Source organism: Desulfobacterales bacterium, from assembly GCA_029211065.1.
Taxonomy (GTDB): domain Bacteria; phylum Desulfobacterota; class Desulfobacteria; order Desulfobacterales; family JARGFK01; genus JARGFK01.
This window is the reverse complement of record JARGFK010000048.1, coordinates 1-23,615: the sequence shown is the minus strand read 5'-3', so window position 1 is coordinate 23,615 and position 23,615 is coordinate 1. Positions and strand designations below refer to the sequence as shown.

Sequence of the window (23,615 nt, the reverse complement as noted above, 5' to 3'; positions counted from 1 at the left end):
CGGTAATATACGGATTGTCATCAACATTGGTGTAGGTCCAACTCCAACAGGGTGATGGATTGCGATGAATTTACCGAATCGGCATAACCGTCTGAAAAACGAAACCGTCCCCTTGAAGGTTGCCGTGACCGGCAGTGCCGGATCCGGTAAAACCGCTGTGTGCGATCGATTAAGGGCCCTGGGGCTGCAGGTGATCAATACCGATTCGCTGGCCCGGGATGTGGTGGCGCCGGGCTCGCGTGGTTTTGGAGAAATCGTAAACCGCTTTGGTCCAAAGGCGCTCCAGGCCGACGGAAATCTGAACCGTTCGGCACTGCGCCGGATCATCACCAGCGATGTTGAAGCGCGCCGGGATCTGGAAAACATCATCCATCCGAAAATTATCGAGCGGATGGAGGTGGAGATGGCAAAGGCCGTTACAAATGACTGCACGCTTATTTTTGTTGAAGTGCCGCTCCTGTTTGAAGCGGGCTGGAACGATTATTTTGATGTGATCGTAATGGTCAGCGCCGACGATGAAATCCGGATCCAGCGTCTGATGGCCCGGGACAGCGTTTCCCGGCAGGAGGCCCGGGCGTTGCTGCAAATCCAGAAACCGGACCTTGAAAAAATACAACTAACTGAATTTATAATTAAAAACAATGGGACTGGCGAACAGCTGGCCGGGGAGGTCGATCGGTTTTTAAAAATGTTTTACCAAAAATACCAAAAAAACGATGAAAGCGCTTGACAGCTAAATTTTCATGTTGTAATTTTGGCATGTTGAAGGCGCCCGCCAAGATGTAAAGAATACCTAAATAATTCTTAAACCAAATAAAATCATAGCGCATTCAAATTCTCCAAACATCACCAGCATGGGGCCAATCTGTTATTCACCGTATGTGTGAAAACAATAGCGTAAAATATTTAATGGGTGATACCTGCTGACGTATTTTGACAACCATGCCCGAGGGCCCGCCCGCACCGTGCTGAATATATCGGGCGCTCAGTGCAGCTTTTTGTTTCAACGTTGGCAGCTTCTGCTAAAAGTGAAGGTGGCATATTAATAATTGAAAATGAGGAATGAGTGAATGAATATCGTTGAATTAAAGGAACATAAAATCAGCAAGTTGAACCAGATGGCCAAAAAGCTGAATATCCAGGGGGCCGCTGGGATGAAAAAGCAGGAACTGATCTTTGCGCTGCTGCAGGCACAGATCGAACAGGACGGGTTGATATACGGCGAAGGCACTTTGGAAATTCTGCCGGATGGGTTCGGCTTTTTAAGGGCGCCCACTTACAATTATCTGCCCGGGCCGGACGACATCTATGTGTCGCCGTCGCAAATACGGCGGTTTAACCTGCGTACCGGAGACACAGTGTCCGGACAAATACGTCAGCCCAAAGAATCGGAGCGGTATTTTGCGCTGCTCAAGGTTGAGGCCATAAATTATGAAGATCCGGAAGTGGCCCGGGAAAAAATTTTGTTTGACAACCTCACCCCGCTGTATCCGAACAAAAAAGTCAATCTGGAAACCGATTCTGAAAATTATTCTCCCCGGATCATGGACCTGATGACGCCCATCGGTTTTGGACAGCGCGGTCTGATCGTTTCTCCGCCCCGGTCCGGAAAAACCATGCTGCTGCAGGCAATTGCCAACAGCATTGTTGCCAACCATAAAGATATTATGATGTTTGTCCTGCTGATCGATGAGCGGCCGGAGGAAGTTACGGACATGGAGAGATCCGTCAAGGCCGAGGTGATCAGTTCCACCTTTGACGAACCGGCCGAGCGGCACGTTCAGGTCGCCGAAATGGTGATTGAGAAAGCCAAGCGGCTGGTGGAGCATAAAAAAGACGTGGTGATTCTACTGGATAGTATCACCAGACTTGCCAGGGCCTATAATTCTGTGGTACCACCCAGCGGAAAAATTCTGTCCGGCGGCGTCGACTCCAATGCCCTGCAGCGCCCCAAGCGCTTTTTCGGAGCAGCCCGGAACATTGAGGAAGGCGGCAGTCTGACCATTATCGCCACTGCCCTTATCGACACGGGCAGTCGTATGGACGAAGTTATTTTCGAAGAATTCAAAGGGACCGGCAACATGGAAATCCAGCTGGACCGCAGGCTCTCGGACAAACGCATGTTTCCGGCGATTGATATTAATAAATCCGGCACGCGCAAGGAAGAGCTGCTGCTGGATGCTGAAACCCTGAATAGGGTTTGGATTTTAAGAAAGCTGTTATCTTCGCTCAACCCGGTGGACACGCTGGAGTTTATCCTTGAAAAAATGAGCGGCAGCAAGAATAATAAAAAATTTCTAGAATCAATGAATGCATAAGAACAGGAGTCTAATCAAAAAATGAAAAGCGACCTTCATCCGAAATATGCGGATACAACCGTTAAATGCGCATGCGGAAACATTATCGAAGTGGGATCAACAAAATCAGACATCCGGGTTGAAATATGTTCAAAATGCCATCCCTTTTTCACCGGCAAGCAGAAACTGGTGGATACGGCCGGCCGGATTGAACGCTTCCGCAAGAAATACGAAAAATTTGAGAGCAAATAACGACCCCATCACCTTGGCGCATCGGATAGCCTATCCCCGGTAAGTATTTTTCGGGAAATATACTGATAAAGCTGTTTGAGAGCTTTGGAAAATGTTCGGCTTCGTTCTAGTACACGGAAAGCATCCCGCCCATTAGCGGGATAGACCACCCCGGTCCCTTTAGGAATACCGTGCGTATTCTTAGTCGTGTTTCAGCAGGATGGGTCTTTCCGGAAAACCGGGCGAAAAGGGTGTTTTCCAGGGCTCTTTGCTTTCTGACGGCCGGCTGATGGGTGTTCATACCCTAAAGTATAAACAGTTAGCGATATGTTTGAAAAACTGAATAGTGTTGAAGAGCGGTTTATAGAACTGGAAATCCGGTTGAGCGATCCCAATATCCTCAAGGACCGCGAGGCCTACATGCGATTCGCGCGGGAGCACGCGGATTTAAATAAAATCGTCACGGTATTCAGATCATTTAAACGCGCAACAGTTGAACTGGAAAGCAGCCAGGAATTGCTGGAAGACAAAGACCCGGAAATGAAGGCGCTGGCGCGGGATGAAATCGACCGGCTGGTTCCGGAAAAGCGGCGGCTTGAAGAAGACCTCAAAAAGCTTCTCACGCCCAAGGACCCCAACGATGGAAAAAACGTGCTGATCGAAATCCGGGCAGGCACCGGCGGTGAAGAGGCCGGTCTGTTTGCCAGCGATCTTTTCCGGATGTATTCCCGTTACGCCGAAACCAAGTCCTGGAAAGTTGAAATCATGAGCCATCATCTCACGGGTGTCGGCGGTCTGAAGGAAATCATCGCCATGGTTCACGGCAATGGGGCTTACAGCCGGCTGAAATATGAAAGCGGCACGCATCGGGTTCAACGGGTGCCGGCAACCGAGGCCCAGGGGCGCATCCACACCTCTGCCGTCACCGTTGCGGTTTTGCCGGAAGTCGAAGAAATCGAGCTGCAGATCGATCAGGAAGAAATCAAAGTCGATGTTTACCGCTCCACCGGTCCGGGCGGTCAATCCGTTAACACAACGGATTCGGCCGTACGCATTACCCATCTGCCCACGGGCCTGGTGGTTACGTGCCAGGATGAAAAATCCCAGCATAAAAACAAAGCCAAGGCCATGAAGGTTTTGCGGGTGAGACTCTATGACGCGATGCTCAACGAGCAGAATCAAAAACGGTCCGATGAGCGCAAGAGCCAGATCGGCAGCGGTGACAGGAGTGAACGGATCCGAACCTATAATTTCCCCCAGGGGCGGATGACCGATCACCGCGTCGGCCTGACCCTTTATCGGCTGGATTCTATTTTGCAGGGTGATATAGATGAAATTATTGATGAATTGACAACCTTTTATCAGGCCCAGGCGTTACAAAATGCAGAATCAGCCCCAGTCCAGGGAGTCGCTCTGGACAATTCTTAAGCTCCTCAAGTGGGCTGCCGCGTACTTTAAATCCCACCAGATTGAAAATCCGAGGGCAACCGCTGAAGTTTTACTGGCCCATACCCTGGGAAAAGAACGCATTGATCTGTACGTCTGTTATGACCAGCCCCTGGCCAACGAGGAACTCCAGCACTTTAAAACCCTGATCAAAAAAAGAGTCGAACGGGAACCGGTTGCCTATATTACAGGGGTCAAGGAATTCTGGTCGATGGAAATGCAGGTCAACCCGGCAGTCATGATTCCACGGCCGGAAACGGAATGCCTGGTGGAAGCCGTCCTTGCACAGCTTTCCGGGAATCCCGATAATACCCCCCGGCGCATTTTGGAGCTGGGCACAGGATCCGGGGCCATCATTCTGGCGTTGGCCTCCAGATTGCAAAGAGATCTTTTTTTCGCCCTGGATTGTTCCATCCGTGCGCTCCGGCTGGCGCAGCAGAATGCGCGGCAGCATAGACTTGGGGACCGGATCCATTTCTTTTGCGGCGACTGGATGAAAGCGCTAAAATCAAGGGGCGATTTATTTGACGTTATTGTGTCCAATCCCCCCTATATCAAAACCGGCCTGATCACCGGGCTGGCGCCTGAAATTTACCGGTATGAGCCTATTCAGGCATTGGACGGGGGCAAAGACGGTCTGGACTGTCTGCGGCTGATCATCGATCAGGCCCACCAGTACCTGAAAGACGACGGCCGGCTCTTTCTGGAGATCGGCTTTGACCAGAAAAAGAGCGTCCAGGACATCATCACGGAAAACGGGAACTATGGCGAGACTGTTTTCGGTGAGGATTATAGCGGCTGCGACCGCGTGGCATCGATGAAAAAAATAGGCTGAAGGTGAATAGGCTGAAGGCCGAAGGAAGTAGGCTGAAGACTGAAATTTCAATAACGGTTCACAGGGATCAGGGATCAGAGGTCAGGGGTCGAGGGTCAGAAAAAAACTGACACAGCGGAACATTTATCGGTTTAACAGCTTATCGGCTCAACAGCCTTTTCGGCCTTCAGCCTTCGGTCTTCAGCCTATTTACCTATTTTTCCTAAAAAACATCTTGCGAATACTTAATTAATTTGATAAAAAAACACGTTTAATATGATTGATTCACCATAAATCACACGCGCGTGGACCTGTTGCCAGGTGCTCTCAGGGAGAGTGGGCAGCAGGGCGGAAACGGGCGGAGGAAAAACCAGACGGAAAAGGAGAAAAAAATGGCGTATGTAACAATGAAGGAACTCCTTGAAGCGGGAGTTCATTTTGGTCATCAGACAAAACGTTGGAATCCCAAGATGAAGCCGTATATTTTCGGCGCCCGCAATGGGATTTATATTGTTGACCTGCAAAAAACCGTCCGCATGTTTAAAACGGTCTATGATTTTATCGTCGACACCGTGGCAAACGGCCGCTCGGTCCTGTTTGTGGGGACCAAGAAACAGGCCCGGGATGCCATATATGAAGAGGCCAACCGTTGCGAAATGTTTTATGTCCACAACCGCTGGCTGGGCGGAATGCTGACCAATTTCCAGACGATTAAAAAAAGTATTGACCGCCTGAACTACCTCAATACGATCCAGAATGACGGCACCATTAACCTGTTCCCCAAAAAGGAACGGCTGCAACTGGCGAAAGAACGGGTAAAACTCGACGACAACCTGGGGGGGATCCGGAGCATGAACCGGCTTCCCGGTGCGATTTTTGTTATTGACCCGAACAATGAATCCATTGCGGTGCGTGAAGGCCGGCGGCTCAATATCCCCATTGCCGCCGTCGTAGATACCAATTGCGACCCGGATGAGGTGGATTACCCCATCCCCGGCAACGATGACGCGATTCGAGCGATTCGGCTGCTGACATCCAAGATTGCCGATGCCTGTCTGGCCGGCAAGGAACTGCTGGCGGAAAAGCAGCAGGCCGAGGCCGACAAGGAAATCGATGAAAAGTCCGAGGTGGCGGCTGCCAGCGCGGAGTTGAAACCGGGTGAGCGCAAGATCATTTCCGACGGCACCAAAGGGCCTGTGGTGGAGATCATCAAGCGGTCAACACAGGAAGCGGTCGCCAAATTTGAAAACGATGATATTGATGAAGCGAGTGAAACTGAAGAGAGGTTGGGTGAGTAAATATGGCAGACATCAGTGCAACGATGGTTAAACAGCTCCGTGAAAAAACCTGCGCCGGCATTATGGATTGCAAGGAAGCGCTTGCGTCCTGCGACGGTGATATCGATAATGCTGTTGATTTTTTAAGGAAAAAGGGATTGGCGACCGCCCAAAAAAGGGCGGGCCGGGCGATGATGGAAGGAACCATCCAACCCTATATACATATGGGCGGAAAACTCGGCGTTCTGGTTGAGGTGAACTGTGAAACCGACTTTGTGGCCAAGACGGATGATTTCAAGGAATTGGCCAAAAACATCGCCATGCATATTGCAGCGAGCAATCCGGTGGGTGTTTCCCCTGAAGACGTCCCGGTAGAAATCATCAACAAGGAAAAGGAAATCTATCGCGACCAGGCGCTCCAAATGGGGAAACCCGAAAAAATGATCGACAAGATCGTGGATGGAAAACTGTCTAAATTTTTCAAGGAAAGCTGCCTGCTCAATCAGGCCTATGTCCGTAATCCCGATATTACTGTTACCGATCTTTTAAACGAATCGATTGCTAAAATCGGTGAAAACATTACCATCAAACGGTTCGTACGATTCCAGGTGGGGGAGTCTTAAATCGTGGCACATCCTCAATTTAAGAGAATATTGTTAAAGCTCAGCGGCGAAGCGCTGATGGGCGATCAGGGTTTTGGGATCAGCCCGGAGGTGTTGAAGTACGTGGCCGAAGAAGTCCGGTCCATATTCGACCTCGGTGTTGAAATCGCCATTGTCGTCGGCGGCGGCAATATCTTTCGCGGTATTGCCGCCAGTTCCTACAACATGGACCGGGTTTCGGCCGATAAAATGGGCATGCTGGCGACGGTGATCAACAGCCTGGCGCTGCAGGACGCGCTGGAGGAAAGAGGCATCGTCACCCGCGTGCAGACGGCCATTTCAATGCACGAAGTGGCCGAACCGTATATTCTCAGACGGGCGATGCGCCACCTGGAAAAAGGCCGGGTGGTCCTTTTTGCTGCAGGAACCGGCAACCCTTACTTTACGACGGACACTGCCGCCGTGCTGCGGGCAAAAGAAATTCATGCCGAAATTTTATTGAAAGCAACCAAGGTTGACGGGGTCTACGATTCAGATCCCGTCAAAAACAAGAATGCCGCTTTTTTTAAAAAGATCACCTACCGCGATGTGCTGGAGAAACGGCTGCAGGTGATGGATATGACGGCGATCTCTCTGGCCATGGACAATCAGCTCCCTTTGGTTGTTTTCAACCTCCGTACCAAAGGAAACATCAGAAAATTTGTGTGCGGCGAAGATGTCGGCACCCGCATCGTCAGCTAAAAATCTGAATCTTGACTTGAGGTGAATAGCCATGATCGAATCGATATATGAAGATACCAGAGAACGGATGGGCAAGTCGGTCAGCGCCCTTAAAAGTGAGTTTAAGAGAATTCGAACCGGCCGGGCTTCGCTGGCCCTGCTGGACAGCATCCGGGTTGATTATTACGGTACGCTGACGCCGCTGAATCAGATGGCGTCCCTGGCTGTTCCTGAAAGCCGTTTGATCACGATCCAACCCTGGGATATTTCGGTTATCAAAGAAATTGAAAAGGCGATTTTAAAGTCCGACCTGGGGCTGACACCGTCCAGCGACGGAAAGATTATCCGCATCGCCATCCCGCCGTTGACCGAAGAACGGCGCAAAGAGCTTGTCAAGGTCGCCAATAAAATGAGCGAAGAATATAAAGTGGCTGTTCGCAACATCCGGCGGGATTCAAACGAACTTTTTAAAGGCCTGAAAAAAGACGGTGATATTTCGGAGGATGACGCTTTTAAGGCTCAAGAGCAGGTGCAAAAGATAACCGATGAGTACATCAGACGGATCGATGATGTCTATCAAGAAAAAGAGAAAGAGATCCTTGAATTCTAGCCCGTCTTTTTCCGGTTACGAAGACCTGCCGGCGGGAAAACTCCCCGCCCATGTCGCCATCATTATGGACGGCAATGGTCGCTGGGCCAAAAAAAACCTGCTCAACCGCATTAAGGGACATGAAAAGGGCGCTGAAACGGTACGGACGATTGTCCGGACCTGCCGGGAAATCGGAATTTCCATTTTAACGCTGTATGCTTTTTCAACCGAAAACTGGGAGCGGCCCAAAACCGAAGTCGCCGCCCTGATGACCCTCCTGAGAAGGTTCCTCGAATCCGAAGAACCGGAAATGCTCCAGAATAACATTCGTCTGAATGCCATCGGCCAGGTTGAACGGCTGCCCCAGGACGTTCGGCAGACCCTGGCCTCCGTGATGGCACATACCCGCAACAATGACGGCATGCTGCTGAATCTGGCCCTGAGTTACGGCGGGCGTGCTGAAATCGTTAGAATGGTGCAGGATATCGCCGCAAAAGCCAAGGCGGCCGAGCTGGACCCGGCCATGATTACAGATGCGGATGTTTCAGCGCACCTGTACACCCGGGGAATGGCGGATCCGGACTTGCTGATTCGAACCAGCGGGGAGTCGCGGATCAGTAATTTTCTTTTGTGGCAGATCGCCTATACCGAAATATTTGTTACCGATACGCTGTGGCCCGACTTCGGCAGAGCAGAATTTATCGAGATCCTCAAAGATTTCCAGAAAAGAGAACGCCGATTCGGTAAGGTCGGTGCATCCTGAATTAGAGATAGCCGGCATTGCCTTGGTGTTTGATGTTTAAATTACAAATTCCAAGTATCAAATCACAAACAAATCTCAAATTCCAATGTTGATGGTCTCGTAAAAAGTCGAAAATGCGCCTTTATCGTCATTCCCGCGAAGGCGGGAATCCTGTGATTTCAGATGGCTATGGATGCCTGCCTACGCAGGCATGACGGGATTTGGGACTTTTTTACGAATGTGTCAATGTTCAAAACTTTCCAGAACGAAACATTGTCTGGATTTTTAAATTTTGGTTATTAGAATTTGCCCTTCGACCCGGCTCAGGGCGGTGAGCCAGCCGAACCGTTTGAGATTTGGAATTTGATAATTGGAATTTCCATAGGCAAATGTTATATTCCTATGGGGATAACCAAAGCGTGTCCCCTAATGATTATTAACGCTATCGAGACAATATTTTGGTACAGACCGCACACCTCAAACGCTGGCTCACCAGCATCATTGCACTGCCGCTGCTGATCCTGCTCATCGTCAAAGGGGGCAGCCTTCTCTTTGCCCTGCTGATCGGTTTGGTGGCGCTTGTGGCGCTGTGGGAATATTACCGCATTGCCGGGGTACCCACCAGCGGCAGGGACAATCTATGGTTGCCGGTTCTGGGTTATGCGGCCGGCTGCGGCATCATCTGGGGGGCGTTCAAGGGGTCTTACGGGATGATGCTGGGATTCGCCGTCTTTAATTTTTTGGGGGCGGCACTGGGTTCGCTCAAACGCTTTTCGTCCGATACCGCTGTCAGCCACCATATCATCAGACAGTTTTTCGGCAGCGTTTATGTGCCGGTGCTCCTTTCCAGCCTGGTGCTGATCCGGAACGGAGCGGCCGGGATCCCCTGGATCTTCCTGCTCCTGGGGGTCGTCTTTGCCGGGGATGTGGCTGCTTATTATGTCGGAACTTATTGGGGGCGTCACAAGCTGTGTCCGGCCATCAGTCCCGGCAAAACCATCGAAGGCGCCATCGGCGGCCTCGGGGGCAACCTGCTGATCGGGGCGCTGTTTAAATTTTATTTATTACCGCAACTTCCCTGGCTTCCCAGCCTGTTGTGTTTCGTCTCGATGGGCCTGATGGCCCAGGCCGGCGACCTTTTCGAATCCGAATTAAAGCGTGCCGGCAAGGTGAAGGATTCCGGCGTCATCCTGCCGGGGCACGGCGGTATTTTGGATCGTATCGATGCGCTGCTCTTTGCCGCACCCATCGCTTATGTTTTTAAAGCGTATCTGTTTTCGTGAGTTAGTATGAAAGAACTTTGCATCTTGGGCTCCACCGGCTCCATCGGCCGCAACACCCTGCGGATTGTCGACATGTTTCCCGACAGGTTCAGGGTCAGGGCACTTGCGGCCAAGACGCAAGTTGCCCTGCTGTCGGAGCAGATTGCCAGATTCAAGCCGGACATCGCTGTCGTTTTTGATGAAAAACGGGCCCGTGAACTCAGGCGGCGCATTCCCGCCGGCGCAGGGGTCGAGATCCTCCATGGGGCCGAGGGCTACCGGGCGGCAGCCGACCATGCGCCGGTGGATACGGTGGTGGCGGCCATGGTGGGGGCGGCCGGATTGATGCCGGCCCTGGCGGCCATTGATGCCGGTAAAAACATCGCACTGGCCAACAAGGAAACCCTGGTCATAGCCGGCGATATCGTCATGAAAAAAGCAGCCGCCAACAAGGTTCAGATCCTGCCGGTGGACAGCGAACACAGCGCTGTGTTTCAATGCCTTTCGGGCCAGCGCCGTCAGGACCTGGCCAAAATTCACCTGACCGCTTCGGGCGGCCCGTTTTTCAATAAAGCCAAGCGTGAATTCGCAGCCATTACCCCGGCCGAAGCGTTGAAGCACCCCACCTGGCAAATGGGCCAAAAGATCAGCATCGATTCGGCCACGCTGATGAACAAAGGCTTGGAGGTCATCGAAGCCCAGCACCTGTTTGGGGTACCCACCGGCATGATCGAGGTCGTGGTACACCCCCAGAGCCTGATCCATTCGATGGTTTCATTTAAGGATGGTTCGGTTATCGCCCAGATGGGGATTCCGGATATGAGGGGCGCCATTGCCTACGCGCTCTCCCATCCGGAACGCTTGCCCCTGGAGCAGCCCATCCCCGATTTTGCCGGCATCGGCATGTTGAAGTTCAAACGTTTGGATTTAAAAAAATTTCCGTGCCTGGGCCTGGCGTTTTCCGCCGGCCGCCAAGGCGGGACCCTGCCGGCCGTCTTGAACGCGGCCAATGAAGCAGCGGTTTATGCGTTTTTAAACCGTAAAATTTCATTCATTCAGATTGTGACGGTTATTGAGGAAGCCATGGCCCAGCATTCGGTGGTGACGGACCCCGCTCTTGACGACATCATCGCGGCGGACGAATGGGCCCGCCGCCAGGCGCAGGCCATCATTCGGCGTTTAAAAAAATAATGGGCTTCTTTATATTGCGATTAAATGCGTTGTCTGGTATTCTGACGGGAAAACAGGCTGAAGACGAATAGACCGAAGGCTGAAGGGAAACAGGCTGAAGGCTGATGGAAAAAAATCCTTCAGTCTTCAGCCTAAACGCCTTCAGCCTATTCACCTAACAAGAAGGTTTCATGAGTACGAATATTTTTGCTTTTATCATTGTCCTGGGGGTGCTGATATCGATTCACGAACTGGGGCATTTTCTAATTGCGCGCCTGTTCGGCGTGGGGGTTGAAAAATTTTCGCTGGGATTCGGGCCGCGTATTCTGGGTAAAAAAATCGGCATTACCGAGTACCGGATTTCAGCCATTCCTCTGGGCGGTTACGTCAAAATGGTGGGCGAGGAGCCCGACAGCGAGATCGATCCCAAAGACATTCCCATATCCTTCACGCACAAGCATGTATTTAAGCGCATACTGATTGTAGCGGCCGGTCCGGCCTTTAACCTCCTGCTGGCCGCCATCATTTTTTTCGTGATTTTCCTGATTTCGGGTATTTACATCCTCAAACCGGCTGTGGGCAAGGTTCAGAAAAACACCCCGGCCGAGCAGGCCGGGCTTAAGGCCGACGACCTTATCGTGGCCATCGACAATGTCGCTGTAACGAACTGGGAGGAAATGTCGAGCCTGATTTCCGCCAGCAACGGCAAAACACTGACCCTGTCGGTCCGCAGGGGGGATTCGGAGCTTGTCTTTAAGGTTCAGCCCCAGCTCAAAACAACCCAAAACATCTTTGGAGAAGATGTCCAGCGCTATGTGATCGGCATCGGGGCTTCCGGCGACGGCTATTACAAACAGTTGAATCCGGTGGAGGCATTTGTAGAGAGCGCCGTTCAGACCTACCATATCACCAAGCTGACCATTGTGAGCATCTTCAAACTGATTGTCGGCTCGATTTCCACCAAAACGCTGGGGGGGCCCCTCATGATCGCGGAAATGGCGGGGCAGCAGGCCAAACAGGGCGCCGCCAACCTGGTGTTTTTTATCGCACTCTTGAGCATCAATCTGGCTGTCCTGAATTTTCTGCCGATACCGGTATTGGACGGCGGTCATCTGCTTTTCTTTTTCATAGAGGCTGCCATCGGCCGCCCCGTCAATACGCGGATGCGCGAGATTGCGCAGCAGGTGGGGATTTTCGTCTTGATCCTGCTGATGGTGTTTGTTTTTTATAATGATATTACCCGGATCTTTTTTAGCTGAAACGATATTTTTATGCCGTATCGAATTGAAATCATGATAAAACCCGAACTGTTCGATGCCGAGGGCGAAGGGGTTCGCCAGAAGGCCAAGAACTATTTCGGAATCAACCTTGCGAGCGTCCGCGCCATCCACGTGGTGACCATCGATGCGGACCTGACGCCGGACCAGATCGAACGGATCCGGACGGAAATCTTTACGAATCCGGTTACCCAGGTTTCATCCCTGGATCCGCTTCCCTGTGACTTTGATTGGACCATCTGGGTCGGATACCGACCCGGGGTTCGCGACAACCCCGGCAGCACGGCGGTTGAGGCGGTGGAAGACCTGCTGGGCGCTAAATTGGGTCCGGACAGCGCCATCTACACCTCCCGGCGCTACTGCCTGTGCGGTCAGGGGATTGCCGCCGAGTCGGTGAACCGGATCGCTGCGCAATTACTTGCCAACGACACGATTCAGCAGTGGAAAATATTCAGCCAGGGGGAGTGGGACCCGTCCGAAGGGATCGGGTTTATCCTTCCCATGGTCATCCTCAACCACACCCCCATGGTGACGGCGATTCCCATCGACAGCGATAAAACCCTCATGCAAATCAGCGACGAGCGCAACTTGGCGCTGAATCCCAACGATATCCCCACCATCCGGGCGTATTTTCTGGATGGCGAGGTCCAAGCCGCCCGGGCACGGGTGGGCCTGTCAGACCCCACCGACGTGGAACTTGAATATATTTCCCAGGCGCGCAGCGATCATTGCAATCACAACACCTTCCGGGGCCTGTTCCATTATCGCGAGAATCCCGGCGGATCGACAGAGCGGGTGGACAACCTCTTTAAGACCTGCATCGAAGCGCCGACCCTGGCGTTGATGGCGAAAAAACCCTGGGTGGTGTCGGTATTGTGGGACAACGCCGGCGCCGGGCGGTTTGATGAAGACCATTATTACGTCATCACCGGCGAAACCCATAATTCCCCCTCCAATATGGAGGCCTACGGCGGCGCCATTACCGGGATTGTCGGTATCTACCGGGATCCCATGGGAACCGGCAAGGGATCGAAGCTGGTGATGGGGAGTTACGGCTTTTGCGTCGGGCCCAGGGATTATGCCGGCAGCCTGAAACCGCACCTGCATCCCCGCCGGCTGCTGGACGGGGTCATCGAGGGCGTCCGGGACGGCGGCAACAAGAGCGGCATCCCCACGACCTTCGGCCAGGTGCTGTTTCATGAAGGGTATATGGGCAAATGCCTGGTTTATGTCACGGCCGTTGGCATCATGCCGGCCGCCATTAAAGGCGAACCGGCCGATCAGAAAACGATTGTCCCGGGGGACCTGGCCATCATGTGCGGCGGACGGGTCGGCAAAGACGGTATTCACGGCGTCACCGCCTCCTCGGAGGTGTTTTCAGAACATACCCCCGCCGGCCATGTTCAGATCGGCGACCCCTATACCCAGAAGAAGATGCATGATTTTCTGCTGGAAGTCCGGGATGAAGGGCTGATCCGTTTTATTACCGACAACGGCGGCGGCGGGCTCTCCTCCTCCATCGGCGAGTCAGCCCGCTTCTCCAACGGCTGCGAAATCGATCTCGAGAAAGTCCCCTTGAAATATGAGGGGCTCGACCAGTGGGAAATCTGGATATCCGAATCCCAGGAGCGCATGACCGTGGCCATCGACCCGGAAAACTGCGACCGTTTTATGGCGCTTTCCCGCAAACATGCGGTGGAAAGCACCGTCATCGGCCGGTATACCGATTCGGGTAAGCTGCATATCCGTTATAACGGCAACACCTGCGCTTATATCGATCTGGACCTGCTTACGTCCGGTTTTCCCCAGTGGGAATTTAAGGCCGAATGGCAGCCGCCGGAGAGCCGGGGCCTGTTTGAACCGGTTTTAAATGAACCCCGGGACTATGAAAAACTGCTGCTGGACCTGCTCGGAAGGCCCAACATCTGCTCAAAGGAATGGATTTGCCGGCAATACGACCATGAAGTCCAGGGCACCAGCGTCATCAAACCCCTGGTGGGCGCAGACCGCGATGTCAACAGCGACGCAGCCGTGATCCGGCCGGTGTTGGCATCCATCAAAGGCCTTGCCTTTTCCCAGGCCCTTCTGCCGGCTTATTCCAAGATCGACGCCTTTCACATGACGGCCTGCAGCATCGATGAGGCTGTGCGCCGACTCATCGCGGTGGGCGCCGATCCGGAACATATCGGCGGGGTGGACAATTTCTGCTGGCCCAATATCCAGTTTCATCCCCGCAACAACCCGGACGGCCAATTCAAGGCCGCCCAGCTGGTGCGTTCCTGCCGGGCGCTGCGGGACATGTGTCTGGCCTATGGAATTCCGCTTCTTTCCGGCAAGGACAGCATGTATGTGGACGGCCACCTGATGGGGTCGTACGGAGAGACCCATAAGGTGTCCGCGCTGGAAACACTGCAGTTTTCAACCATCGGCGTGCTTGAAGATGCCTCAAAGTGCGTGACCATGGATTGCAAGGTTCCGGGCGACCTGGTTTACATCCTGGGGACGACCCGCAACGAGTTGGGCGCATCGGAATATTATGAACATTTCGGCTACACGGGCTTACACGTGCCCCGGGTCCGGTCGGAAGAATGCAGTCGTCTTTACCGGGCCCTGGCCCGGGCCATAACCCAAGAGCTGGTGGCATCCGCCCACGGCATCTATCGGGGAGGGCTGGGGGTTCATATGGCGCTGGTGGCCATGGCCGGAAATTTGGGGCTGGCTATCGACCTTGTGTCGGTGCCCCGGGAGGGGATCGATGGTAATGTCGGCATTCTGTTTTCGGAATCGGCCGGTCGTTTTATCGTCAGCATCGATCCGGCCGGCCGGGAGCGTTTTGAAAAATTGTTTAAGGGTTTTGACTGCGCCTGTGTCGGAAAGGTTACAAAAACCCCTGATGTGGTGATCAAGGGGATTTCAGGCAAGCTCCTGACCGCCCTTGCGGTGGACAAACTGAAAGCTGCCTGGAAAGCACCCTTTGGAGAGTTGATATGAGCAAAGTCACGGTTTTGGTGCTCGCCGGCTACGGTATGAATTGCGATCATGAGACTGCCTATGCCTTTGAACTGGCCGGGGCAGCAGCGGTGCGGGTGCATATTAACTCCCTGATAGACGGGTCTGTCCGGTTGGACGGTTTTGATATTATGGCGTTTGTGGGCGGTTTCAGCTGGGGGGACGATCACGGCGCCGGAGTAATCCAGGCCGTCCGCATGAAAACGAATATCGGCGGCAAAATTCTTGAATTTGTGGAAAGGCAAAACCTGGTGATCGGCATCTGCAACGGGTTTCAAACGCTGGTCAACCTCGGGCTCTTGCCGGGACTCGACCGGGACTATGGTCAGCGCAGCATCGCCCTTACCCATAACGATTGCGGCAACTTCCGGAACGACTGGGTCAACCTGAAGGCAAATCCGGCCTCGCCCTGCATCTTTACGGGCGGGATTGATGGGATTGAGCTGCCCATCCGGCATGGGGAGGGAAAATTTTACGCCCGGGAAGCGATCTTTTCGCGCCTCTTGCAGGAGAATCTGGTGGCGCTGCGCTACGCCCTGCCGGACGGCACGCCTGCCGGCGGACGGTTCCCCTTCAATCCCAACGGATCCCTGGACGATATTGCCGGCATCTGCGATCCTTCCGGCCGGATATTCGGCCTGATGCCGCATCCCGAGGCCTACAACCACTGGACCAACCACCCGGGCTGGACCCGCACGAAAGAGACGCTCAAGCGCCAAGGCCGCGGCTTTCCCAAAGATCCGGCGCCCGGGATCAAGATGCTGAAAAATGCGGTGGACTTTATCAAGGAAAGGTGAATAAGCCTTTAGAATTTGATAATTGTAATTCAACTTTTGTAATTTAAATTAAGGTGGCATTCATGAGCAACAGCGACGACAGAAAAAAGGAGAAATCCTCCGGGTTAACGAAAGTTTGTCCCTATTGTTCGACCCATCTTCTGCTTCAGGCGACCGCCTGCACTTACTGTACGAAAAAAGTAGGTCCGGTGAATCGGCAGGGAATCGCTGAAAAACCGACGGACTGGAAGGCCTATACAGCCTGTTTTTTAAGCTGGGGTGCTTTGTTTATCTATTTTTGGATCTTGGGCTGGTCCAAACCCATGACGGCGTTTTTTAAACAGCTTGCCTTTCAAACCTGGTTTATCATTGTAAAAATATCTTTTTCGATTTGGAACGTGTTCGTAAGCACCTGGGATAGAATTGGGGAAATTTTGACGAACTTATTGAACAAGTTGACTGGTTGATCGTTTTTTTGGCTTTAAATTTGACACATTCGTAATAAGTCCCAAATCCCATAATGTCTGCATAGGCAGGTACCCATAGCCATCTAAAATTGCTTTGATCTCTTCTATTGACATTTTTTATATAGCCGGCCGTGTTTTTTGTAAACTGGGTTTAAATATACTTCTTTACAATTTCCACCGTTTTAAGAAGAATTTATAATGCTTCCGGGAGGTGATGTATGATGGATAAAAGCCTTGGGTTTACCGTCGTCGAACTCCTTGTTGTCATCGCTATGATTGCGTTGGTCACCGCTATTGCCGTACCCAACTTCATCGGCTTGCTGCCGGATTACCGCCTGAGATCGGCAACCCGCGATCTCTTTTCTAATTTTCAGAAGGCAAAACTGACAGCCATCAAACGAAATGTCAACACAGCGGTTTGTTTCCACGAGAGTGGATATGTTATGTTTGTTGATGCGGACATCGACTTTGAGAAAGACAGTGCCGAGGAGGCTGTCACACAGGTGGATTGGGAAAATTATAAAAGCATCAGCGTTAATACGGCAGCAATAACTTTTGACAGCTCAAGCGGCCAGCCCTGTATCGCTTTCCGCCCCACCGGGATTCCGGCTGACAACGGCGGTGGGTTTGCTTCCGGCACCACGCCTATCAGCAACACGAATGATCGCACCACGCGGGTTATCATTTCGCAGGCGGGCAATATTCGAATCGACTAAGTGATTCGGTTCATGGATTTCTTATGAACGCCGTTATGGCCACAGCAAAAAGGGTGTTGCTTCCGGCTGCCCGGTTAAATAGCCACTGGTCGTTACCTGGGTTAGACCGGTCGAGTCGATATTCACTTTATAGATATCGTCCCCCTGCTTGAAAATAATTTCATTGCCATCAGGTGAAAACGTTGGATTCCAGCAATTGGGATTACAATTCCATATTTGTTGTTCGTTTTGACCTGTTCGGTCCATAATCCAGATATCCATATACCCTTGGCCATCGCGGTCCGATACAAAAACCAGGCTCTGTCCATCCGGCGACCAGGCCGGCTGGGTATTGGTAAACGCATCGTGGGTAAGATTCAGATTGCCGCTGCCGTCCGGATTGATCAGGTAAATATCCCCCGCAAATACCCACTGACCAAGCCCCGGGTCAAATTCATCCTTAAGGTAGTACGCGATCTTATCGTCCTGGGGGGACCAGCGCGGTTTTGCACCGTTAAGATCCTTTTGACTCCAGAAGGCATAATCGTTTACAAAACTCCAATTGCCGCTGGCCACTTCAAATATAATCAACCCACCTCTGACCAATATATCGAGGTTGGTGATGGATCTTAAAGCCACTATCTTTGTACCATCAGGTGAAAACGATGGCGCAGTATCATGAATAAAAGATGGGTCCCCGTTATCCAGGGTTCTCAGGATATTATACGGATACGGCGCCTCTGATGTCAGATCGATTACCACGATATTGCGATTGTAAGGCGTACTGAAGTGCTCTTCAAAGGCAAGCTTGCTTCCATCCGGGCTCCAGGCGGGTGTAAAATAAAAGGAATCGGGAGCTGACCCTTCGGTAATATTCTGCGCGCCGGTACCATCCGGGAAAATGGTATAAATATCACTTTTATTTCCCGGTCCTCCCGGCTGATGGAAATAGGCGATTGTATATGGGTGAGTTGGAATGGTTTTAGCAACGACTGCGCAGTCTTCATTGCCCAACTTGCCTTTAAATACGAGCATAAAAGATAAATCCTGCGCTCCAAAAGGAATCGCGACGGGAAAGGTCACACTCAGATGAACATATTCGGAGTTTATAGGATCGGTGTAATCGCTAATGGGGTAAATGTTATCTTTAAAGCCGAAAACTGCTTCACTCGCTCCTGCCGGCGTGTATTTATATGCAAGAACCAGTTTGCCGGTTTCAAACGGCTCCACATCCTGGCCTGCGGCAATGGGCGGAGTTGCATTTTTGACGACAAATTCAATTCTGGTAATGGTTCCATCAACAGCTTTAATTGGAATGGCATTTATGATGTCCAATCTGCCGCGGAAAAAATAATCCAGCAAGCCTGCTGAATAACCTACTGCGCGGGGAATCAGTTTCGACGCATAATCTTTATAACAGACTGCGTCCAAATATACGGGAAGTTCTTCGCTGCTTATATTAGGGAAATATTTTGTTCGAAAGTAGTTCGTATAACTTACCACGGCCAGATGATTTATTTGTTCGCCGGGATGGCCGTTTGTGCTTGATAGATATTGCCGGTCAAGATTCGGAATTCCATCCGGCGGTGTGTCAAGTATGATGACAGTGTGTTCAGCCTTGGGGAAAGGGAATTCATTCGTAAACATGGTATCCGGGCTAAGAAAGTTGGCGCTGGTATACTCTGAAAGACCGATGTCAGGCCTTAATGTAACCGCAGGATTCGTGTTTGCCTGAATATATTGGTTTGTATCAAATAAATTTGCCACGGGGACAGAGCCAAGAGAGTTGGGGATGCCGATTGCGGATGGATCAAAAAACTGAGGAAGCGTAACAGTATCACCTATTATAACTTCTCCAAGTTCAGGATTGATGACAACCTTCCCAGAATTATTTACCCAGTCTTCATATGCGGGGGTATAGTGCCCATCATCCCTTGCATGCTCAGGAACGGACAAGTCTTGCACCAGATGCATCAGTTGTCCGAGTCCTCGGAAGGTGTCCGCAAAATAATCATCTCTTGTTGCATTATTTGAAGATGTAAGGGCCTTATAAAAATAGTCCCTTACATCATGCCATGAGTAATGTCCGCCTGGGCCCTGTTCTCCCACGAGTTTTTGGGACCATAAAATTGAGGATTCGCCGGCAAGAAAACCAGTGCCCCAAATCCCGGAAAAACCCCCGTCAGTCAAAGGGTTGTGAAAATGATTGACTGATCTAAGATATGGGATGGTCCAGGGAGGTTCGTCTTCAAATTCCCCGCCATCTTCTATCAATACAGAAACTGTCTTTGTTATTCCGGGCTCAGGGTTTATGCCTTCATCAATTCCTAATAAAAACCCCAATTGATCCTTCAAACATAAATCAAGTGAGAATCCATTTAAACTGTTTTGGCAAACAAAGTCATTAATGGTCCTATGCGTAGCAGGGTTGAGAGCGAAAGATAAATTAAAATTTAATAAGTAAAAGACTATTGACAACCATACGATCTTATAAATTTTATTCACTGCCTTTTACCTCCGTTTAATGTTTGTACGCAGCCATTTGCGTTCTTTTGCTATTTCTTCACTCAATAAAGGATATACACTCTCTGGAATGTGGCCGCTGATAGAATTCCTGGAAGCCCTTCTTCTTTCCTCCCACGTCAAAAGCTTTGGTAATTCCACTACCCCATAGGTAAATGACCGCAGATTTATTTCACCCTTAGTGCCAATTTCTTGTGAAAAAATCTTTTCACGGTGCACTTGAGGTGGTGGGCTTGTATGCAGACCTGGATAGTTACCATACCCCCGCTTATAAATAATGAAATCGGTAATACCTTCACGTGAATTGGGTCCCATTAGTGTAGTATAAGCCGGGATTCTAAACTCCCCTTTTCCATCGGTTAAAACCTCCTTAATATGTATGATGGATGAGCCTCCGCCGGCTGGACCACTTATAATAGGATCTTTATTATATATTGCTACCACAACCGCCCCTTCAATAGGCTGTTTTGTTTCAGTATCTATAACTTTGCCCTTGAATTCCGGTTTACTGAACACCAGACAGCCTGCAAAACATGGGAAGCTGAAGATAATGACAAAAAGCGAGTAGAATAAGATTGTAAAATAAAACTTTTTCATCATAGCCGACTCCTTACTGGACCTTTTAAAAGAAACGAATCCTCCAGACCCCATCTGAATCCTTGACGAAGAGGATATAAAAAGAATAAGTCTGCCCGTCCTGCTCGCCAGGCATATTATATTCCACAATTCTATCGCGAATCTGGACTAGTTCAATATCTTGCAGACCCGCTGAAATCTCAGTCAAATATGAGTTCAGCAGGTTAAAATTATACTCGTACGTGTTCCTTGCACGTTTAGCGATAAACCCCAGAGCTGCGTTTTTATCGCTATTGCTTAATCCCGTTTTCATGCCCTTCCACTTAGCTCTCAACAGGGCATCCAGTTCGGCTTGATCGAGGGCCTGTACGGCCACGGTATCTGTATAGGTAATGTTTTGATTATCTATTGCTTCGGCGTTGAAATAATAGATGCCGGGACCGTCGATTTCCATTTTATATGTTTTGTCTACGATAGAAAGCTGGGTCGCCGTGCCGGAGCCGGTATAGGTTATTGAAGGTGAGGTTATGACAAAAGTGCCGCTGACTTCAAGGTCTGTTTGCAGGGGAGAAACGCCGGATTCCGGGTCGGCGGTGATGGTGATATAGTTTGTGCCGGCATATGCCGCAGTAGCAATGATCGAGGTGGTTGCCGTAACACCGTCGGCGGCGGTAGATGTGACGGTGATGATATTTTCGCCTTCGGTGAGCGGAACGTGGTTGGCTGCAAAGAGATTGCCGGATACCAGGGCGACAATCCCGTTTACAGTGACGCCGACGTCATTATCAGCGGCATTGGCGATCATACCGGTAACCATGACATCCGGCCGGATGATAGTCGCGCCGTTTGAAGGCGATGTGATGCTTAATAGCAGTTGTGAGGGGACCGATACGGTAACACCGGAAGATGCCGTTCCCCCGGGACCGGTTGCTGTGATCATGTATGTTGTGGTTCCGGCCGGCGTCAATACCATGGACCCGCTTGAATCAACGCTGCCGATGCCGGGTTCGATCACAACGGAAACCGCGTTAGTGGAACTCCAGGTCAGGGTAATGGACTCATCCGGCTGGATAGTTGCCGGGTTGGCGCCGATGCTGACCGTAGGCCGGGGATAGGAAACGGCCACACTTGCGCTGGCCGTGCCGCCCGGACCGCGGGCCGTAATGGTATAGGTAGTGCCTGCGGCCGGCGAAACCAGTATGGAGCCGTTCAGATCAATGCTTCCGATTTCAGGTTCAATGGCGCAGGAAGTCGCATTGGTAGAATTCCAGGTCAGGGTTGCAGTCCCTCCGACCTGAAGGATTTCAGGCGTTGCTGATATGCCCACCGTGGGAACCACCGGTTGATTTACAGCTACTGTTACGCTGCCCGTGGCCGTGCCGGCAGGGCCGGTAGCCGTGATGGTATAGGTGGTGGTGGCGGCAGGAGATACCTGCATGGAGCCGCTTATGGCCACGCTGCCGATGTTGGACTCGATTACACAGGACGTAGCATTGCTCGCGCTCCAGGACAAGGTAAAGGAGCTTCCTGCCAAAATGGTGTCGGGATTGGCCGATATTCCCACTGACGGCGGAATGGCAGGATCAACTACATAAACCGTTACGCTATCTGTGACGGTGCCGCCGGCTCCGGTAGCCGTAATGGTATAGGTGGTGGTCTGCTGCGGTGAAACCGTTACAGACCCTTCGGCAGAAACGGTTCCAATGCCCGGAGCGATGCTGATGCTGTCGACGTTTGCTGCACTCCAGGACAAGGTGGCTGCCTCGCCGGTCTGGATGATTTCAGGAAAGGCGGTTATGGTTACGGAGGGGGTTGAGAGATCATAAATATAGGCTGAACCCGAATCGCCATTGTATTCAGCACCAATCATGACGTAGTTACCACTAACGGATACAGATATTCCATACCAATCATGATATGCTGAATCATTGGACGTTAGCTTGATCTGCTCGATCCAGTCTTCACCATTACGCTTGAAGATATAGGCGGAACCCGAATCGCTTCCGGCATCATCGTTTCCATAAGCACCCACAACAGCAATGCCGTCGCTGATGGATACGGAATTTCCGAAATAGTCATATTCTGAAGCGTCGCTGGCCGTTATTTTGGTCTGCTGAGTCCAGATTGTTCCTTCGCGCTTGAAGATATAGGCGGAGCCTGATTTGACAGCAAAATCGCTATCCCAATCAGCGCCTATAATGGCGTAATCACCGCTGATTGATACAGACTTCCCGAACAAGTCTATATATCCTGCGTCGCTGGCCGTTATTTTGGCCTGTTGGGCCCAAGCCTCCCCCTCACGCTTGAAGATATAAGCAGAACCTGAATTGCTTCCGGCATCATTGTTTCCATAAGCACCCACAAGGACATAATTGCCACTGATTGATACAGAATAGCCAAACATATCACCGGCCCCTGCATCGCTTGGTTTAAGTTTGGCCTGCTCTGTCCAAGAGGTGCCATCTCGTTTAAAGATATAAGCTGAACCTGAATATCGGTATCTTCCACCATCGAATTCCCACGCCCCTACAATAGCATAATCACCACTGATAGATACAGAATATCCGAAATAATCAGTTGCTACCACATCGCTGCCAATAAGCTTGGTTTGTTCAGTCCAGGTTGTCCCTTCGCGTTTGAAGATATAGGCTGAGCCTGACTGGTCTCCAGCGTGATCGTCATGAGGAGCGCCCACAATGGCGTAGTCACCGCTTACGGATACAGACCACCCAAAGCGATGATAATGGGATGGCGTATCGCTGGGTGTAATTTTGGTTTGTTCAATCCAGGAGGTACCATCGCGTTTGAAGATATAGGCGGAGCCTGAATAATAGGGCTGATCAAATTTAGCGCCCACAATGGCGTAGTCAACACTAATGGATACAGAATTTCCGAAGTGGTCATAGGCGGTTGCATCGCCGGCCGTAATTTTATATTCATTGGAAGGCCGCGGGCTAACAGTAACCGTGACATCTGCCGTGGCCGTGCCGCCCGGACCGGTGGCGGTGATGGTATAGGTCGTTGTCGCGGCAGGGGATACTTGCATGGAGCCGCTCAAAGCCACGGGTAGTGTATAATCTTTTGTGTAAATTTTAAAATGGTATAAAAAAGGGCGCTTTTCCTTTAAAAGGGTTTTTGGCAA

At 51.2% G+C, this 23,615-nt stretch carries 20 protein-coding genes; 17 read left to right on the top strand and 3 right to left on the bottom strand.

The annotated features are described in order from the left end of the window. The first annotated feature begins 64 nt into the window (after nucleotides 1-64). The 17 genes from coaE (at nucleotide 65) to P1P89_11995 (ending at nucleotide 17,395) form a co-directional block, all read left to right on the top strand. Entirely contained in the window at nucleotides 65-730 is a 666-nt protein-coding gene (coaE, locus tag P1P89_12075; protein MDF1592247.1) for a dephospho-CoA kinase, read from the top strand. 340 nt (nucleotides 731-1,070) lie between these two features. Further along, nucleotides 1,071-2,318, top strand: a complete 1,248-nt coding sequence (rho, locus tag P1P89_12070; GenBank protein ID MDF1592246.1) for a transcription termination factor Rho — start codon at nucleotides 1,071-1,073, stop codon at nucleotides 2,316-2,318. Between the two features lie 21 nt (nucleotides 2,319-2,339). After that, complete coding sequence (rpmE, locus tag P1P89_12065) at nucleotides 2,340-2,549, top strand: 50S ribosomal protein L31 (protein MDF1592245.1); 210 nt, start codon at nucleotides 2,340-2,342, stop codon at nucleotides 2,547-2,549. Nucleotides 2,550-2,855: 306 nt separating this feature from the next. Then, the gene (gene prfA, locus P1P89_12060) at nucleotides 2,856-3,956 is read left to right on the top strand and encodes a peptide chain release factor 1 (protein ID MDF1592244.1); all 1,101 of its coding nucleotides are present in this window, start codon (nucleotides 2,856-2,858) and stop codon (nucleotides 3,954-3,956) included. Further along, on the top strand, nucleotides 3,910-4,809 hold the full coding sequence (gene prmC, locus P1P89_12055) for a peptide chain release factor N(5)-glutamine methyltransferase (GenBank protein ID MDF1592243.1): 900 nt from the start codon (nucleotides 3,910-3,912) through the stop codon (nucleotides 4,807-4,809). Before prfA ends, prmC begins: the two co-directional genes overlap by 47 nt. A gap of 371 nt (nucleotides 4,810-5,180) precedes the next feature. After that, entirely contained in the window at nucleotides 5,181-6,086 is a 906-nt protein-coding gene (gene rpsB / locus P1P89_12050; GenBank protein MDF1592242.1) for a 30S ribosomal protein S2, read from the top strand. Nucleotides 6,087-6,088: 2 nt separating this feature from the next. Then, nucleotides 6,089-6,688: a translation elongation factor Ts gene (gene tsf, locus P1P89_12045; GenBank protein ID MDF1592241.1), complete on the top strand. Its 600-nt coding sequence runs from the start codon at nucleotides 6,089-6,091 to the stop codon at nucleotides 6,686-6,688. Continuing rightward, nucleotides 6,689-7,408, top strand: coding sequence for a UMP kinase (pyrH, locus tag P1P89_12040; protein ID MDF1592240.1), 720 nt, complete (start codon nucleotides 6,689-6,691; stop codon nucleotides 7,406-7,408). It abuts the gene before it with no gap. A 31-nt stretch (nucleotides 7,409-7,439) separates the two neighbouring features. Next, nucleotides 7,440-7,997: a ribosome recycling factor gene (gene frr, locus P1P89_12035; protein ID MDF1592239.1), complete on the top strand. Its 558-nt coding sequence runs from the start codon at nucleotides 7,440-7,442 to the stop codon at nucleotides 7,995-7,997. Further along, nucleotides 7,987-8,739 carry an isoprenyl transferase gene (locus P1P89_12030; GenBank protein ID MDF1592238.1) on the top strand — a complete coding sequence of 251 codons (753 nt, stop codon included), beginning with the start codon at nucleotides 7,987-7,989 and terminating at the stop codon, nucleotides 8,737-8,739. Before frr ends, P1P89_12030 begins: the two co-directional genes overlap by 11 nt. Before the next feature lie 437 nt (nucleotides 8,740-9,176). Then, nucleotides 9,177-10,001, top strand: a complete 825-nt coding sequence (locus tag P1P89_12025; protein ID MDF1592237.1) for a phosphatidate cytidylyltransferase — start codon at nucleotides 9,177-9,179, stop codon at nucleotides 9,999-10,001. Nucleotides 10,002-10,007: 6 nt separating this feature from the next. Further along, complete coding sequence (locus P1P89_12020; protein MDF1592236.1) at nucleotides 10,008-11,171, top strand: 1-deoxy-D-xylulose-5-phosphate reductoisomerase; 1,164 nt, start codon at nucleotides 10,008-10,010, stop codon at nucleotides 11,169-11,171. Nucleotides 11,172-11,341: 170 nt separating this feature from the next. After that, nucleotides 11,342-12,409, top strand: coding sequence for an RIP metalloprotease RseP (gene rseP, locus P1P89_12015; GenBank protein MDF1592235.1), 1,068 nt, complete (start codon nucleotides 11,342-11,344; stop codon nucleotides 12,407-12,409). 12 nt (nucleotides 12,410-12,421) lie between these two features. Then, on the top strand, nucleotides 12,422-15,418 hold the full coding sequence (locus P1P89_12010; protein MDF1592234.1) for an AIR synthase-related protein: 2,997 nt from the start codon (nucleotides 12,422-12,424) through the stop codon (nucleotides 15,416-15,418). Continuing rightward, the gene (locus P1P89_12005) at nucleotides 15,415-16,233 is read left to right on the top strand and encodes a phosphoribosylformylglycinamidine synthase subunit PurQ (GenBank protein ID MDF1592233.1); all 819 of its coding nucleotides are present in this window, start codon (nucleotides 15,415-15,417) and stop codon (nucleotides 16,231-16,233) included. The genes P1P89_12010 and P1P89_12005 overlap by 4 nt, the downstream gene beginning before the upstream one ends. 62 nt (nucleotides 16,234-16,295) lie before the next feature. After that, a complete protein-coding gene (locus P1P89_12000; GenBank protein MDF1592232.1) occupies nucleotides 16,296-16,679 on the top strand; it encodes a hypothetical protein in 384 nt (127 codons plus the stop codon). A 218-nt stretch (nucleotides 16,680-16,897) separates the two neighbouring features. After that, on the top strand, nucleotides 16,898-17,395 hold the full coding sequence (locus P1P89_11995) for a GspH/FimT family pseudopilin (protein ID MDF1592231.1): 498 nt from the start codon (nucleotides 16,898-16,900) through the stop codon (nucleotides 17,393-17,395). A 33-nt stretch (nucleotides 17,396-17,428) separates the two neighbouring features. Here P1P89_11995 and P1P89_11990 read toward each other — a convergent pair whose 3' ends face one another. Genes P1P89_11990 through P1P89_11980 form a run of 3 tightly spaced genes read right to left on the bottom strand, consistent with a single transcriptional unit; the run spans nucleotide 17,429 to nucleotide 23,519 of the window. Then, on the bottom strand, nucleotides 17,429-19,879 hold the full coding sequence (locus P1P89_11990) for a hypothetical protein (GenBank protein ID MDF1592230.1): 2,451 nt from the start codon (nucleotides 19,877-19,879) through the stop codon (nucleotides 17,429-17,431). 6 nt (nucleotides 19,880-19,885) lie between these two features. Further along, complete coding sequence (locus tag P1P89_11985) at nucleotides 19,886-20,497, bottom strand: hypothetical protein (GenBank protein ID MDF1592229.1); 612 nt, start codon at nucleotides 20,495-20,497, stop codon at nucleotides 19,886-19,888. Between the two features lie 22 nt (nucleotides 20,498-20,519). Further along, nucleotides 20,520-23,519, bottom strand: a complete 3,000-nt coding sequence (locus P1P89_11980; protein MDF1592228.1) for a hypothetical protein — start codon at nucleotides 23,517-23,519, stop codon at nucleotides 20,520-20,522. Nucleotides 23,520-23,615 lie beyond the last annotated feature (96 nt).